This is a genomic window from Janthinobacterium kumbetense (genome assembly GCF_023703445.1).
Classification (GTDB): domain Bacteria; phylum Pseudomonadota; class Gammaproteobacteria; order Burkholderiales; family Burkholderiaceae_D; genus Janthinobacterium; species Janthinobacterium kumbetense.
The window spans coordinates 187561-202773 of record NZ_JAMQGR010000008.1; the positions used below are offsets into that span (position 1 = coordinate 187561).

The 15213-nt window shown below is 62.1% G+C and carries 17 protein-coding genes; 8 read left to right on the plus strand and 9 right to left on the minus strand.

From position 1 onward, the window contains the following. The first annotated feature begins 101 nt into the window (after positions 1-101). From NCG91_RS21060 to NCG91_RS21080, 5 genes are all read left to right on the plus strand, one after another. Positions 102-1175 carry a DUF475 domain-containing protein gene (locus tag NCG91_RS21060; RefSeq protein ID WP_076568380.1) on the plus strand — a complete coding sequence of 358 codons (1074 nt, stop codon included), beginning with the start codon at positions 102-104 and terminating at the stop codon, positions 1173-1175. A 131-nt stretch (positions 1176-1306) separates the two neighbouring features. Continuing rightward, entirely contained in the window at positions 1307-1882 is a 576-nt protein-coding gene (locus tag NCG91_RS21065; protein ID WP_070222543.1) for a TerD family protein, read from the plus strand. A gap of 78 nt (positions 1883-1960) precedes the next feature. Beyond that, entirely contained in the window at positions 1961-2656 is a 696-nt protein-coding gene (locus tag NCG91_RS21070; RefSeq protein ID WP_251351058.1) for a TIGR00266 family protein, read from the plus strand. A 34-nt stretch (positions 2657-2690) separates the two neighbouring features. Next, positions 2691-3272 (plus strand): TerD family protein, encoded by a 582-nt coding sequence (locus NCG91_RS21075; RefSeq protein ID WP_099665451.1) that lies wholly within the window; start codon positions 2691-2693, stop codon positions 3270-3272. Between the two features lie 204 nt (positions 3273-3476). Continuing rightward, the gene (locus NCG91_RS21080) at positions 3477-3695 is read left to right on the plus strand and encodes a hypothetical protein (protein WP_034784905.1); all 219 of its coding nucleotides are present in this window, start codon (positions 3477-3479) and stop codon (positions 3693-3695) included. Positions 3696-3765: 70 nt separating this feature from the next. On the opposite strand, the gene NCG91_RS21085 is transcribed toward NCG91_RS21080, so the two are convergent. The 3 genes from NCG91_RS21085 to NCG91_RS21095 all read right to left on the minus strand — a co-directional run bounded on the left by NCG91_RS21085 (position 3766) and on the right by NCG91_RS21095 (position 7362). Next, positions 3766-5418, minus strand: coding sequence for a patatin-like phospholipase family protein (locus NCG91_RS21085; protein WP_251351059.1), 1653 nt, complete (start codon positions 5416-5418; stop codon positions 3766-3768). A gap of 251 nt (positions 5419-5669) precedes the next feature. Beyond that, a complete protein-coding gene (locus NCG91_RS21090; protein WP_251351112.1) occupies positions 5670-6524 on the minus strand; it encodes a DUF3667 domain-containing protein in 855 nt (284 codons plus the stop codon). A gap of 139 nt (positions 6525-6663) precedes the next feature. Next, positions 6664-7362 carry an ArsR/SmtB family transcription factor gene (locus NCG91_RS21095; RefSeq protein ID WP_251351060.1) on the minus strand — a complete coding sequence of 233 codons (699 nt, stop codon included), beginning with the start codon at positions 7360-7362 and terminating at the stop codon, positions 6664-6666. Between the two features lie 76 nt (positions 7363-7438). Between NCG91_RS21095 and NCG91_RS21100 the strand changes: the two genes are divergently transcribed. Next, positions 7439-8566 (plus strand): cytochrome P450 family protein, encoded by a 1128-nt coding sequence (locus NCG91_RS21100; protein WP_251351061.1) that lies wholly within the window; start codon positions 7439-7441, stop codon positions 8564-8566. After that, positions 8563-8910, plus strand: coding sequence for an antibiotic biosynthesis monooxygenase family protein (locus NCG91_RS21105; RefSeq protein ID WP_099665447.1), 348 nt, complete (start codon positions 8563-8565; stop codon positions 8908-8910). The genes NCG91_RS21100 and NCG91_RS21105 overlap by 4 nt, the downstream gene beginning before the upstream one ends. A 3-nt stretch (positions 8911-8913) precedes the next feature. Here NCG91_RS21105 and NCG91_RS21110 read toward each other — a convergent pair whose 3' ends face one another. Further along, positions 8914-9366, minus strand: a complete 453-nt coding sequence (locus tag NCG91_RS21110) for a hypothetical protein (protein ID WP_251351062.1) — start codon at positions 9364-9366, stop codon at positions 8914-8916. Between the two features lie 178 nt (positions 9367-9544). On the opposite strand from NCG91_RS21110, the gene NCG91_RS21115 reads away from it, so the two are divergent. After that, positions 9545-9811, plus strand: coding sequence for a hypothetical protein (locus tag NCG91_RS21115; protein ID WP_077399791.1), 267 nt, complete (start codon positions 9545-9547; stop codon positions 9809-9811). Positions 9812-9901: 90 nt separating this feature from the next. Here NCG91_RS21115 and rpoH read toward each other — a convergent pair whose 3' ends face one another. The 5 genes from rpoH to NCG91_RS21140 all read right to left on the minus strand — a co-directional run bounded on the left by rpoH (position 9902) and on the right by NCG91_RS21140 (position 15040). Beyond that, a complete protein-coding gene (gene rpoH / locus NCG91_RS21120) occupies positions 9902-10795 on the minus strand; it encodes an RNA polymerase sigma factor RpoH (protein ID WP_034784924.1) in 894 nt (297 codons plus the stop codon). A 417-nt stretch (positions 10796-11212) separates the two neighbouring features. Beyond that, positions 11213-12133, minus strand: a complete 921-nt coding sequence (gene ftsX, locus NCG91_RS21125) for a permease-like cell division protein FtsX (protein ID WP_099665445.1) — start codon at positions 12131-12133, stop codon at positions 11213-11215. Next, positions 12130-12867 carry a cell division ATP-binding protein FtsE gene (locus tag NCG91_RS21130; protein WP_251351063.1) on the minus strand — a complete coding sequence of 246 codons (738 nt, stop codon included), beginning with the start codon at positions 12865-12867 and terminating at the stop codon, positions 12130-12132. Before NCG91_RS21130 ends, ftsX begins: the two co-directional genes overlap by 4 nt. An 8-nt stretch (positions 12868-12875) precedes the next feature. Further along, complete coding sequence (gene ftsY, locus NCG91_RS21135; RefSeq protein WP_251351064.1) at positions 12876-13934, minus strand: signal recognition particle-docking protein FtsY; 1059 nt, start codon at positions 13932-13934, stop codon at positions 12876-12878. A 164-nt stretch (positions 13935-14098) separates the two neighbouring features. Beyond that, positions 14099-15040 (minus strand): MerR family transcriptional regulator, encoded by a 942-nt coding sequence (locus NCG91_RS21140; RefSeq protein WP_251351065.1) that lies wholly within the window; start codon positions 15038-15040, stop codon positions 14099-14101. Positions 15041-15213 lie beyond the last annotated feature (173 nt).

Sequence of the window (15213 nt, forward strand, 5' to 3'; positions counted from 1 at the left end):
TTCTGTTTTTACGAAGTAATACTTCCATTATCTTCTATTTTTAAATGTGTCACACGTCCCTATACTACGTTCCATTGAATTTGGATAAAGGGGAACTATCGATGAAACATTTCAGAGTGTCATTTCTAGTGACATTTATCTGCCTGGGCATTTCCGCCTGGTGGGGTTACACGCACGGCGGCGTGCAGACGATGCTGGCGGCGCTCGGTATCGCGGTGATCCTGGGCGTGATGGAAGTCTCGCTGTCGTTCGACAACGCGGTGGTCAACGCCTCGGTGCTGAAGAACTGGGACAAGTTCTGGCAGGGCTTGTTCCTGGGCGTCGGCATCATCATCGCCGTCTTTGGCATGCGTCTGGTGTTTCCGCTGGTCATCGTGGCGCAAGCGGCCGACCTGGGCTTGATGGAAGTATGGAATCTGGCACTGAGCAATCCTGAACAGTACTCGATGCACCTGACGAATCACCATGCGGAAGTGGCGGCCTTCGGCGGCATCTTCCTGCTGCTGGTGTTCCTGAACTTCCTGCTGGACTCGGAGAAGGAAACGCACTGGCTGGGCCGTATTGAAGAAAAACTGGGCGCGCTGGGCAAGATCTCGTCGATTTCCGTGATGATCGCGCTGGGCACCCTGATGGCCAGCCTGTCGATGATCGAAGAAGGCCAGAAACTGGTGGTGCTGACGGCCGGTCTGTGGGGTATTTTGACCTACGTGGGCGTCGATGTGGTCAGCGGCTTGCTGGAAGGCGATAACGGCGACGGCAACGTGGGCGACATCGTCAAGCGCGGCGGCATTGGCGGCTTCCTGTACCTGGAAGTGCTCGACGCCTCGTTCAGCTTTGACGGCGTGATCGGCGCGTTTGCCATCACCAAGGATGTCGTGATCATCATGCTGGGCCTGGCGATCGGCGCGATGTTCGTGCGTTCGATGACGGTGTTCCTGGTGCGCAAGGGCACGCTCGACGAGTTCGTTTATCTGGAGCACGGCGCGCACTATGCGATCGGTATCCTGGCCGTGATCATGTTGGTCAGCATGAAGTTCCACATTCCCGAGATCTTCACGGGTCTGATCGGCGTGGCCTTCATCCTCGCCTCGCTGTGGTCGTCGATCCGCTACAAGCGCAGGATGGCCCTCGAAGAAGGCCGGACGGAAGCGCTGGAAGCGGTCAAGGCAGTGTAAAGAATGCGCGACAAACGACTACACCCGTTTGTCGGCAAGTTGTAGCAAGCGTCGCCGCCGGCCTGGGGAGTCAGGCCTGTGGAGGACGCCAGGTGTTTGGTCTTACACAACCCACATAGGAGTAATACATCATGGCAATCAGTCTGCAAAAAGGCGGCAACGTCAACCTGAGCAAGGAAGCCCCCGGCATTTCGAAGATGATCATCGGCCTGGGCTGGGATGCCCGCGCCACCGACGGCGCCGCGTTCGACATCGACGGTTCCGTGTTCCTGCTGAAGGCCGACGGCAAGGTTCGCGCCGACGTCGACATGATTTTCTACAACAACCTGAAATCGAGCGACGGCTCCGTCACCCACTCGGGCGACAACACCACGGGCGCCGGCGATGGCGACGATGAAACCGTCGTCGTCGACCTGGCCACGGTGCCGGCCGAGATCGACAAGATCGCCGTCTGCGTCACGATTCACGATGCCGAAGCGCGCAAGCAAAACTTTGGTATGGTATCGAAGGCGTACGTGCGTTGCGTGAATGCCAACGGCAACACGGAAATCGCCCGCTTCGACCTGTCGGAAGACGGTTCGGCGGAAACGGCCATGGTCTTCGGCGAAATCTACCGCAATGGCGGCGATTGGAAATTCAAGGCCATCGGCCAGGGTTACAAGGGCGGTTTAGGTCCATTAGCTGCCTCGTTCGGCGTCGGCGTCTAAGTCGTCAATAGTAAATAGTACAGGCGGTCCGTAGTGCGGGCCGCCGCCATCACCATCATCGTTGAGGAAGGAATAGGTATGCCAGTTTTCAATATTACCGGGGACGTCGACCCGTTCCTGCATGTGTCGCTTGCCAAGGGCGAGAAGATTTATTGCGAGTCCAATGCGATGGTGATGATGGAAACCAATCTTGAGCTGAAAGGCAAGATGACGGGCGGCATAGGCGCCGCGCTGATGCGCACCTTTGCCAACGGGGAATCGTTCTTTCAGCAGCATATCGAGGCCATGCGGGGCGACGGCGATTGTCTGCTGTCGCCCACCTTGCCCGGCGCGATGCGGGTGCTCGAGGTTGGCGCCCAGCAATACATGATCAGCGACGGCGCCTTCGTGGCGGCCACGTCTGGCGTGGAATTGAAGGTGCGCACGCAAAGCCTTGGCAATGCGCTGTTTGCCCAGAGCGGTGGTTTTTTCATCACCGAGACGGCAGGCAGCGGCCAGTTGGCGGTATCCGGTTTTGGCGCGATGTCGATACTCGAAGTGACGCCTGGCAAGGACGTGGTGATCGATAACTCGCACGTCGTGTGCTGGGACAACCGCCTGCAATACGAAATTTCCATGACGACCGGCAGCAGCGGCGGCTTTCTGGGTAACCTGATCAACAGCCAGACCAGCGGCGAGGGCATGGTGCTGAAGTTTTCAGGCACGGGAAAAATCCTCGTGTGCTCGCGCAACCGCGCAGCCTTCCTTGCCTGGACCCAAAGCAAGCCGGCGTAATCAAGCAGTAATCAACTAAACAGGAGCTATGCGTATGTCTGTCAATTTGAGCAAGGGCCAGAAGATTTCTCTGGACAAAGAAGCTGGTACCACCCTGACCCGTATCACCATGGGCCTGGGCTGGGATGCGGCCAAGACCAAGGGTTTCCTCGGTTTCGGTTCGAAGACGGAAGCCGTCGACCTGGACGCTTCGTGCGTCATGTTCGATGACAACAAGAGCACGTCCGACATCGTCTGGTTCCGCCAGCTGAAAAGCAAGGACGGCAGCATCGTCCACACGGGCGACAACCGCACGGGCGCGGGCGATGGCGACGACGAACAGATCAATGTCGATCTGTCGAAAGTGCCGGCGCACGTGAAGAGCCTCGTCTTCACCGTCAACAGCTTTACTGGCCAGAACTTCTCGCAGGTGGAAAACGCCTATTGCCGCATCTTGAATGCCAGCAATAACCAGGAAGTCGCGCGTTTCAACCTGTCTGTGCAAGGTTCCCACACGGCACAGATCATGGCCAAGCTGTACCGCCATAACGGCGAATGGAAGATGCACGCCATCGGAGAAAACGGCAACGGTCGCACGTTTGACGACTTAATGCCCCAGATTTCCGTGCATCTATAAAGGTCTGGCCAAATCTGCTGCGCGCCGCGATTTGCGGCCTGCGATGCTCACTGTGCATTCGCACAGCTGCGCTTCTCGGCCGCAACTCGCATTCGCTCGCGACGATTTTGCCAGACTTTATTAAGGAGCAGTACGCAGCGGGCGGGGGACGGACCGGATACCGGCCCTTGTCCGCTGCTCTATATTGAAGGAGAGTATGTCGTGATGCGATTGCTGATAGCCTTGCTACTTCCGTGTCTCACGTTTTTCATGCTGGGGCGCCCGCTGGCCGGTGCCGCCGCCTTGATCTTGCAGTGCACTGTGATCGGCTGGGCGCCGGCGGCCCTGTGGGCCCTGTACACGGTGAACCAGCATAAGACGGAGCAGGAACTGGAAGGCGCGTTAAGCCGCAGCTACATGCGCAGGCGTAGTCGGTTGATCTAAATCAACCGGGCGCCAGGTATCCTTGCGCTAAAGCCCGCACGAGCAATCGTGCGGGTTTTTTTGTGCGCGCTCATTTCTTGCAGCGGATCGGCACGTTCACGGAATTGCCGTCCGAACTCAGGTTGCGGTATTGTAAATCTTCGCTCTCGATGGCGAAGCGGGGCACGGCGTGGACATAGCGCTGCTTGCAGACGGTGTCGTCATTGATCAGCTGGCCCGCCAGCATGTAGTCGCACAGGGCGAAGCGCGATTCCTCGTCGTCGAGGATCAGCACGCGCGCGGCGCTGTACAGGGCCGATTGCAGCACGTCCGGGCTGCAATTTTCCGGGCCCGTCAGCTTCAGATGGGTTTTCGTCTGCGTGGCCAGCCGTTGCAGCTTGACGAGGGCGGCGCGTTCTTCCTTGCGGGCACTGTCGACGTGCACGTCTTCGCTGGCCAGGCGCAGCGCCAGCGAGGCAATTTGATCGATGGAAATATGCCAGGCAAAGCCTTCCAGCCGCGTGCGGATCTGGCCCGGCAAGGGATCGGCCGCATCGACTTCGCAGCGGTACTGGCCCAGGTGGGGGCGGCACAGCACGGGGATGGCAAAGGCCGAGGTGCGCTTGCTCTTGACGAATTTCTGGCTCAGGTCGCCAAAGTTTTCATGCGTGATGGTATCGAAGCGGGCTTGGCCAAAGCCCATCTTGACGAGGTTTTCCTTGCGCTGGCGCGAAAACAGGGCGTCGACGGCATCGTAGATATTCTTGTTGAAGATGCGGTCCAGCGGCTGGCGCTCGTCCGACATCTTTTCAAACACGGCGCTGGAATTGGGTGCGTTGGCATCGATGGAAATGAGGATGAAGGGCTTGCTGTTCAGGCGCGGCGGCACGACGGCCATGTCGTTGCCGTACAGTTGCGTCAGGGCCACGTCCCACAGGGTTTCCACGCCCAGGTTGTCGGCCGCGCCGCCATCGAACAGGTGCACATAGGACGGCGATTCGCGCGACTCGGAACCGAGTTCCGGCACGAAACTGTTTTTCGGACGGAAACGCTCGAAGGTGACGGAATCGAACACGCCGGGAAAGGCGGCCGAGGTGGCCACGGCCGTGGCCAGGCGGATATCCTGGATCGGCGAATGCAGGGTGCTGTAGAAATACTCGTAGGAAAACACCACGCGCTTGCCGCCATCCGTGGCGTCCGTCGCGTTGGCCAGGAAGATGGGGCCGCCGTGCGGCAAGTCCTGGTAGGTTTTCTTGTCGTACAGCACATCGTCCAGCACGTCGGACAGGAACGAGGTGCGCGTCTTGTTCGTCAACAACATCGTCGTCAGGTTGGCGGGTTTCAAGATGGTCTGGCCAAAGAAATCCGTTTTCAGCTTGCTGCGCAGCAAGGGCCAGTCCGTCTGCTTGCCATGCAGCGCATAGTAGCCGCCCGCGATGGCGCCGCCCGAGACGCCGGAAATGGCCGAGGCGCCGCTGACGAGGCCGAACTGCTCCAGCTGTTCCAGCGAGGCGGCCGAGAAATTGGCTGCGCGGCTGCCTCCGCCGGACAGGGCGATGCCGATGAAGTGGTCGTTGGGCATGGGGTTCTGGATGCGCGCCTTGGGCGCGTCGATGCGCAGGCGCGGGGTTTCCTGCACGGTAAATGTGCGGTTTTCGACGCCGCTGTTGGGGCGCAGGGCGAGTACCGTGCAGCCGCTCAGCAGCGCAACGAGGATAAATGGGGCGAACAAACGTGGATGCATGCGTGATCTGTGCGTAGTCAGGGGTTGGGATACGGACGGAAACGTGTGCGATTCTAGCAAACCCGGCAACAATCAGCTATTCAGCTATTCAGCTGATAAGCGGGCAGGGCAGCGTTGCGGCGCACACGCAGGCATGGCCCGTGCGCCAGCACGCCCAGTGCCAGCGGCCACAAGCCATCGTCATTGATCTGCATCAATGGCGGTGCGTCCGCTGGCAGCAGGACCGCCAGAGCGCTTCTTGATGGCGTAACTTAATGCCGCAGCATCACGCCGATGGCGATGCAGGCCACGATCGCCAGGCTCATGGCGAGGCTGTAGGCGACCATCAGCAGCAGCCAGCGGCAGACGGTGGCGAGTTTGCCGCTTGGATACACGCGCCACATGGCCCAGGGCAGGTAGGCCAGCAGCCAGGCGCCGAGCACGAGGCGGACCAGGTCGACGGGGATGAGGAGCATCAGCGCCATCGTGATGAAGGCGAAGGCATTCGTATGCAAGGCGAACAGGAAATGCTCGCCATAGCGCCGTCCGCTGCCCAGGTAGAGGATTTTCAGGAACAGGGCGAACAGCGGCATCAGGCAAAACATGGCGTACGGCGCGTAATGGAAAAAGCTTTCCACCACGAGTTTTTGTTTCTCGGTCGTGGGCAGTTGCTCAAAGTCTTGCCATTGGCGCGGCAGGGTGGGCGTCTGGCCCAAAATGCTGACCTGCATGGCCGACGTCTGGTTTTCCGGAGCTTGGCGGGGGCCATGGGCACCCACCTGGGCTTGCTGGTCGTGGACGGTGAGGAACACGTCGGGACTGCTGAACTTGAGGATGGCAAAGAACAGGATGCTGAAGGTCAGGTAGACGCGCAGCGGCTCGACGTAGCGCACGCGGCGTCCCGCGAGGTATTCATTGCTGAGTGCGCCAGGGCGGAACAGCAGCAGGGCCAAGGTACGCCAGAGCTTGCCTTCGAGCGCCACATAATGGGCGACAAATTCATGCAGGAATTCGCGCGCGCTGGGCATGTGCACGGCCGTTGTCTGGCCACAGGCGCTGCAGAAGTTGCCTGGCGCATCGGTATGGCAGTTATGGCAGGTGCTGGCGGGATGCGTGCTGGATGACACTGTTTTCAAGATGGACTCTTTCCATGGCCGAAAGGTAAAGATGATCGCTCAAGGGCGCAGCATATGATGAATGAAAACAATGATAAAAGCGCATTTTTTCGCGTTCTAGTTGCTTCCGAGATACAAAATCCTGCGCCGGTCAGGCGCCACGGAAGGCGGCCAGCAGGCGTTGTTCACCGGCCGGCGTGAGGCGCAGGGCGCGGCTGTCGAGTTCGCGCTCGGCCCAGCGCTGGCGCAGGGCCAGCTGCAGCAGGGCCGCCCCCAGCGCACCGCCCAGGTGGGCGCGCCGTTCGCTCCAGTCCAGGCAGGCACAGGCGAAGCGGCGGCGCTGGCGCTGCAATTGCGGCACGTCGATGCCCAGGGCCGCCATGCCAGCCGCGCCCGCTTCCGACAAACGATATTCCCCGCCATCGTCCAGCAGCCAGCCTTGCGTGTGCAGCTGGTCATGCAGGGCGACGGCCACCGTGCCGGCCATGTGGTCGTAGCAGGTGCGCGCATGGCGCAGGCGGTCCGGCGTGGTGGGGGTAAACGGCGTTGCCGCCACGCCGGCCACCACCAGCAGCGCTTCGAGGGCCTGGCCCACCTCCATGCTGGCCAGGCGGTAGTAGCGGTGCTTGCCCTGCGCCAGCATCGACAGCAAGCCATCGTCGCGCAGCCGGCTCAGATGGGCGCTGGCCGTCGAAGCGCCCACCTCGGCCAGCGCCGCCAGTTCCGTGGCCGTGCGCGCATGGCCGTCGAGCAGGCTGCACAGCATGCGCGCGCGGGCCGGTTCGGCGATGGCGCCGGCCAGTTGCGCCAGTCCCATGTCGGCCGTGCGGGCTTGATGCTTGTCATCCATGATTCGTCCGTTAGCGAAGTGTTGTGGTGGAAGGGCCAGCATACTCTGCTCCCTACCTCACTGCAATGGAAGCCGCATGCCGCTCACCGATTCTGTTACCGACCCCGCCGACCCTTTCTCTGCCGTCACCCACGCGGCGCCGTACGATTACTATCGCCGCCTGGCGGACGGCCCGCCGCTGCGATTCGATGCGCAGCTCGACTGCTGGCTGGCGACGGGCGCGGCCGGCGTGCGCGCCGTGCTGGCGCATCCCGCCTGCCGCGTGCGGCCAGCGGACCTGGGCGTGCCGCACAACCTGGCGGGTACGCCGTGCGGCGCGATCTTTGCCGAACTGGTGCGCATGAACGATGGCGAACGGCATGCCGTGCCGAAACAGGTGTTGGCGCGCGCGCTGGGCCAGGTGGATATGGCGCGCTTGCAGTGGCGGGCGCTGCACCTTGCCGGCGACCGCGTGCCCGGCAGCGCCGCGCAGCTGAACGACGCGGTTTTTGAGCTGCCCCTGTTCGCCATGGCGGACTTGCTGGGCTTTGCGCCAGCGCAATGGCCGGCGCTGGCCGCCTGGACGCGCGCTTTTGTCGCCTGCCTGTCGCCGCTGAGCAATGCCGAGCAACTGGCCGGTGCGCACGTGGCGGCCGAGGCCTTGCTGCAAAGTTTTGGCCGTCTGCTGCGCGAGGGCGACGTGAGGCCCGGCAGCATGCTGGCCGCCATCGTGGCCGAGGCGGATGCCTTGGCTTGGCAAGCGTCGGGCGGCGTGCTGGCCAACCTCGTGGGCTTGCTGTCGCAGACGTGCGACGCCACGGCCGGCTTGCTGGGCAATGCCATCGTGGCCTTGCGCACGCAGCCGGATTTGCTGCCGCAACTGCGCGCCGCGCCCGAGCTGTGGCCGGCCATGCTGCGCGAAGTCAGCCTGCGCGATCCCGCCATCCACAACACGCGCCGCTACACGGCGGAAGACGCGGAGTGCAATGGCGTGCGCGTGCCGGCCGGGCAGATGATTCTCGTCGTGCTGGCCAGCGCCGGCCAGGCGGAGTCGGGCTTCGGCCATGGCCGCCACGCCTGCCCGGGCCAGGCCATCGCGCTCGCCATCGCCACGGCTTGCCTGCAGGCGTGGGCCGGGGCATTGGAAAGCTTGCCGCTGGCGTGGCGTTATCTGCCGTCGCTGAACGCCCGGATCCCCATGTTTGTGCAAGGAGCAAACGCATGATCGCCGTGATTTTCGAGGTCTGGCCCAGCGCCGCAGGACGCCAGCAGTACCTGGACCTGGCAGCGTCCCTGCGGCCCCTGCTCGATGAGGTGGACGGTTTCATTTCCATCGAGCGCTTCAGCAGCCTGAGCGAGCCAGGCAAGCTGCTGTCGCTATCGTTCTTTCGCGACGAGGCGGCGCTGGCGCAGTGGCGGCAGCTGGAAGCGCACCGCGCGGCGCAATCGGCCGGCCGGCACGGCGTGTTCGACGATTACCGGCTGCGCATTGCCGCCGTCGTGCGCGATTACGGCATGCTGGAGCGGCAGCAGGCGCCCGCCGACAGCCAGCGGCGCCACGATGCCTAGCCATCAGCGGGGCAACGCTCCCTGGGTGATTTTCACCTTGACCCGGTAGGTGGGCTCGGCCGCATTCAGGGCCGGCGGCGTGGCCGGGTCGACGTCGAGCAGGGTGAACGTCAGGTGGTTGACGGTGACGGAACTGGCGGCGCCGGGCATGGACTCGGACAGGACGATGTCGGTCGTGCCCGCGCTGTTGAGCAAACTGAAACTGTAGCTGACGTAGCCTTTCCACACGCACACGGCGCCCTTGCGGCAGCGGCTGTCGTTGACGCGTTCGAGTTTCAGGGTATCGGTGGCCGTGATGGCCACCTGTTCGCCCGGCGAAAGCACGTGGGTGACGCTGCGCGGCGTGTTTTCCGCGTCGCCGGCGCTGCCGGCCGCGCCGCAGCCGGCCAGCATGGCCAGGCAGGCGAAGAACAGGGGAAGCAGCACGGTGCGGTAAGAGCGGTTCAGAGTAGACATGTTTTTCCTTTCAGGTGGTGCGTCCCCGGCGTGCTTGTTCACGCGTGGGATAAAATGATAGTAACAAAATGATATTTTTCCGGCGCACTATTGGCGTGCTGCCGATGAATTGAGGCGCGAGCCACGCGGCGCGCCGATTACTGCGTAGAATGGCTGTTTTGAAAATCAGGAAACAACCATGAAAAAAACCGACCTGGCCAAAAGCGATGCCAAGAAACTGATGGGAAAGATGAATGTTCCCGGCGCCGGTGCATTCGGTAAGGAAGCGGTGGTCGTCGACCGCCGCGAACAGCGCAAGCGCGACCAGGCCCTGGGCCTGGTGCCATTCGCCGTCAAGCTGAACAGCGATCTGGTCTTGCAATTGCAGACCCTGGCCAAGGAGCGCGGCGCGGATCTGAATGAAGTCGTTGCTGAATTGATCAGCAAGGGCCTGGCTGCAGCTTAACGGGCTGCCATGTTTATCTGTTGATAAACATCAAGTTGTAAAACTAAAAGGCGCCTTGCGGCGCCTTTTACATTGCGGCATTGCTTGCGATTACACGTAGGCCGCCAGCGCGCCCTTCATTTTTTTCAGCGCCGCCACTTCGATCTGGCGGATGCGCTCGGCCGATACGCCGAACTCTTCCGCCAGCGCGTGCAGGGTGGCGCCGGAACCGTCGTCGTTGGCCAGCCAGCGCGCTTCGATGATGCGGCGCGAACGGGCGTCCAGCTTGGACAGGGCCGTTTCCAGGCCTTCCGATTGCAGGCGCGTCACTTGTTCCGCTTCCAGCACCTTGGTCGGCTCGCTTTGCTCCGACGACAGGTAGGCGATCGGCGAAAACTTGTCGTCTTCATCGTCGGTCGGCGATTCCAGCGCAATGTCGCGGCCGCTCAAACGCGTTTCCATCTCGATCACTTCTTCGCGTTTCACGTCGAGCAGCTTGGCCAGCGCATCGATCTGCTTCGGCGTCATCGCATCCAGGCCCGTCTTGTGGCTGCGCAAGTTGAAGAACAGCTTGCGCTGCGCCTTCGTCGTCGCGACCTTGACCAGGCGCCAGTTTTTCAGGATGTACTCATGCATCTCGGCTTTCACCCAATGCATGGCGTACGACACCAGGCGCACGCCCTGGTCCGGATCGAAACGTTTCACGGCTTTCATCAAGCCGATATTACCTTCCTGAATCAGGTCGGCGTGCGGCAAGCCATAGCCCAGGTAGCCGCGGGCAATCGAGACCACCAGGCGCAGGTGCGACAGCACCAGTTCTTGCGCGGCGGCCAGGTCATTTTTTTCGCGCAGGCGTGTCGCCAGCGAAATTTCTTCGTCGTGGGTCAACATGGGCAGGCGGTTCACGGCCGAAATATAGGCGTCGATATTGCCCAGATTGCCAGTGAACCCGAGGCCCAGCGCATTACTTTTGGTCGGAACCAATGCGGACGTTGCGGACATCATAGTCATGTTTTCTCCCTCGTAGTCTTGCTTTGTTCCAGTTGGCCACGTCACGCGACGTGGCAGCTTGTATCGTCGTTTTTGCGTATTCGGTCTTGCACTTTGCAGATCGCGGCACCATCTTGATCTGGCGTCCATGGCGGTTCTGCTGTTGGTATGTCCCTATATTAGCACTCTCTGCTTGAGAGTGCCAATCAGCACATTTAATCGATCTGATAGCCTAAATGCTATGGCGAATGAATGCCTGATAAATATGTCTGAATAGCGATCTGAACAGTGCTGCAGGCCGCTTCACGACAACGTAGCCAGTCTACGGCCTCTGGCTGAAGCGAACCTTAAGAATACTTGCTTAATATCAAGATAACAGCAGTATGGAGAGGGTGCATGGCGGCACCGAAGGCGCCGCCATGGGAAAGAAGGTCAGTTCAGGCGCGCCAGGTGGCGCTGCACGCACAGGAAGGCGCCGATCAGGCCCAGGCCGGCGCTGACGGCCAGCAAGCCGGCCATCGGTAGCGGCGCCAGCGGCACCAGCTGGAATTCGGACGCATACAGGCGGGCAAACTCGGCAATCGCCGTGTTCAGCGGCTGCAAGGCCAGCGCCACGGCGCCCAGCGCCAGCGCGCCGGCGCACAGGCCCAGCAGGGCGCCCGTGTAATAGAAGGGGCGGTGGATGAAGGTGTCCGTCGCGCCGATCAATTTCGAGATGCTGATTTCATCGCGCTGCTGCATCACTTGCAGGCGGATGGTATTGAAGACGACGGCGATCACGGCCACGCCCAGGGTAATGGCCAGCAGCAGCAGCACCAGGCGCAGCACGCCCAGCAGGGCCGCCAGGCGCTTGACCCAGGCCGAATCGACTTGCGCCGACTCCACGCCGGGCAAGTGGCGCAGCTGTTCCGCCACCGCATCGACATCCTGCGCTTCGCTGGCGCTGCTGAAGGCGTCGAGTTTCAGCACATAGCTGTCGGGCAGGGGATTGTCGCCCAGGGTACTCAGCACGTCGGCCAGGCCATTTTTGTTTTTCAGCGAGTCCAGCGCCTGTTCGCGCGGGATGAAGACGATCTTCGCCTTTTGCTCGCCGACAATCTTGCGCATGGCGCCGGCCAGGCCCACGGCTTGCTCGCGCGGCGTGTCGATCTTCAGGAAGACGCTGATTTCCGGGTCGACCGACATCTGTTCCGACATGGGGCGGACATTGTCGAGCATGGTCAAGCCGGCGAACGGCAGCGACAGGGCGATGGCGACGACGAGCACGTTCAATAGGAAGCCGCCCGGCGACTTGCGCAAGTGGATCAGCGCCGAACCGAGGGCGAAGCGATGTTGACGGAACCAGCCTCTCATGCCTGTTCTCCTTCGCCGTCATCTAAGCCTGGGGCGAAATCGGGATCGGGCGGCGCGAACACGGGCGCCTGCGTGGCCTTGTCGATGGCCACCAGCTGGCCGTTTTTCAGGTGGATCACGCGGGCGGCGGCGTCGAGCATCTGTTCGTCATGGCTGGAAATGAGGCAAGTCACGCCCACGGAGTGGAATGCTTTCAGGGCGTCGAGCACCTTGTTGGCGCTGGCGCGGTCCAGGTTGGCCGTCGGTTCGTCGGCCAGGATGATCTGCGGCCGGTTGACGATGGCGCGCGCGATCGATACGCGCTGCTGCTCGCCGCCCGACAGCGACAGGGGACGCGCCATGGCGCGGTCCAGCAGGCCGACTTTATCGAGCGCGGCGCGCGCGCGCTGTTCGGCCGCCGTCTTGTGGGCGCCGACGACGAGCAGCGGCAGCATGACGTTGGCCAGGATGGAGCGGTCGTTGAGCAATTTTTGCTGCTGGAAGATCAGGCCCATGTTGCGGCGCAGGAAGGGCACGCCGGCCGGCTTGATCTTCGCCATGTCCTGGCCATTGACGATCAGCTTGCCCGACGTGGGGCGTTCCATGGCGGCGATCATTTTCAGCAAGGTGGATTTGCCGGCGCCGGACGGGCCCGCTAAAAACACCAGCTCGCCTTTGGCAATATTGAGGGAAATGTCGCTGAGCGCCACGGCGTCGGCGGAGTATTGCTTGGAGACGTGCTGAAATTCAATCATGTATAGGCTTATCCTAGCAGCGCTTCGACAAATTCGGCAGCCACGAAAGGCTGCAAGTCTTCAATTTTCTCACCGATGCCGATGAAATACACGGGCACGGGACGCACGCGGGCGATCGCCGCCAGCACGCCGCCCTTGGCGGTACCGTCCAGCTTGGTAATCACCAGGCCGCTCAGCTGCAGGGCATCGTCGAAGGCCTTCACTTGCGTGAGGGCATTCTGGCCCGTGTTGCCGTCGATCACAAGCAGGGTTTCATGCGGCGCGCCATCCATGCCCTTGCCGATCACGCGCTTGATTTTCTTCAATTCTTCCATCAGGTGCAACTGCGTCGGCAAGCGGCCCGCCGTGTCGACCATGACCACGTCGATGCCGCGCGCCTTCGCCGATTGCACGGAGTCGTAGGCCACGGCGGCCGGATCGCCCGATTCCTGCGAAATCACGGTGACGTTGTTGCGTTCGCCCCAGACCATCAGCTGCTCGCGCGCGGCGGCGCGGAAGGTGTCGCCCGCAGCCAGCAGCACGGACTGGTTATTCGACTGCATGTGCTTGGCCAGCTTGCCGATGGTGGTCGTCTTGCCGGCGCCATTCACGCCGGAAATCATCATCACCAGCGGCTTGTGGCGGCCCAGCTCGAAGCGCTTTTCCAGCGGCGAGAGCAGGTCGATCAGCAGCACTTTCAGGGCGGCCTTCACGGCGGCCGCGTCGAGCAGCTTGTCTTCCTTGACCTTTTTCTTCAATTCCGTGAGCAGGAATTCCGTGGCATCGATGCCGGCGTCCGACATCAGCAGCGCCGCTTCCAGCTCTTCGTACAGGGCGTCGTCGATCTTCGCGCCGACGAACAGCACGGACAGGGTGTTCGAGGTTTTCGACAGGCCGGCCTTCAGGCGCGTCATCCACGATTTTTTCTCGGGTTCGGCTGCTACGATCACGGGCACGAGCTCGGCCGGCGCACCGCTCAGGGGCGTGGCGGCAGGCTGCGGTGCAGGCGGCGTGGCGGCGGGAAGGACGAGGGGCTCGGCTGGTGCAGCCTCGGGAGCGATGGGTTTTTTCTTGAAGAAACTAAACATGGATGTGTGGTGGCGGGTGCTGACCTAAGGCCCGGCGGCGCCGGACACTGTGTTACGGGCTATTCTACCAGAGCGCGCCCGGCCCTTCATGCTTTACTGTTCGATTGGCAACATTGCGCCGCTATCCACGGAGATCGCCGCAGTTGCCGCGCTTTTCCGCCGGTTCAGTGGGTTTGCAGGGCCAGCGCCTGGTGGCGGCGGCGCCAGTCGGCGATGCTTTCGTCGACTTGCCGCAAGTCCAGCACGTGCAAGAAGGGTGGCGGCTGCCTGGTCAGCACGGGACTGCGTCCCCCTGCCCACAATTCCATGCTTAGCGGCAAGCTTGCATGCAGCTGCTGCAGGCTGTCGCGCGTCTGCCGTTGCTTGCTGGCGCTGGAAAACGATAGCGCGACGATGTCGGCCCGCTGCGCGCGGGCGGCCGCGACGATGTCCGTCAGCGGCGTTTCCACACCCAGCGACATGCAATGGGCGCCGGCCGCCGCGCACAGCGCTTCGGCCATCAGCAGCCCCAGGCCATGACGCTCCTGCGGCAAGGTGCTGAGGACGATGCGCGGCGAGCGCATGGACGGGCTGCTTGCTTGCGGCAGGGAAAAGATGGCGTGCCGCATCACCGTTTGCAAGGTTTCGCTATACAGATGCTCTTCGTACACGGCCAGTTCGCCGCAAGCCCACGCGTCGCCCACCATGCCGGTGAGGGGGGCGATGACGTCGATGGTGAACGCTTTCAAGCCCAGCACGGCCAGCGCCTGGCGCAGGGCGTCGCCCAGTTCCGCCATCTGGTGGCTGCGGCACAGGGCCAGGTAGTGTTCGAGCTGGGGCGCCGGCGCGGGCGGCGGCGTGCTGCCGGCGCTGGCCAGCTGCTGCAGTTGCGCGGTGCTGTGCTGCATGATTTTTCCCGGACGAAATCCGAGGTCCAGCAGGCGTTTGACCATGCGCAACTTTTGCACTTGTTCGGCCGGGTAGCTGCGCTCGCCAAAGGCGTCGCGCCGCGGCTGGGGAAAGTCGTAGCGGCGCTCCCACACGCGCAAGGTTTCCTTGGCCAGCCCGGTGTCGCGTTCGACATCGCCGATGCTGAAGGCAGGAGATAGTTGCAGGTCAGTATCCATACCAGTGGGGTTGCTCGCATGCCGAAAAGAACGTTACTGGCATTCTACGCCTTCCGCCGCCCCGTACCAAATAGCTGAATCCGATTGGATATTGCTCGCGTATAAGTTTGTGAACGACAACAGGTGCTCATTGACATAGATCAATATTTGACTGACTATCGATGCAGCTTGTT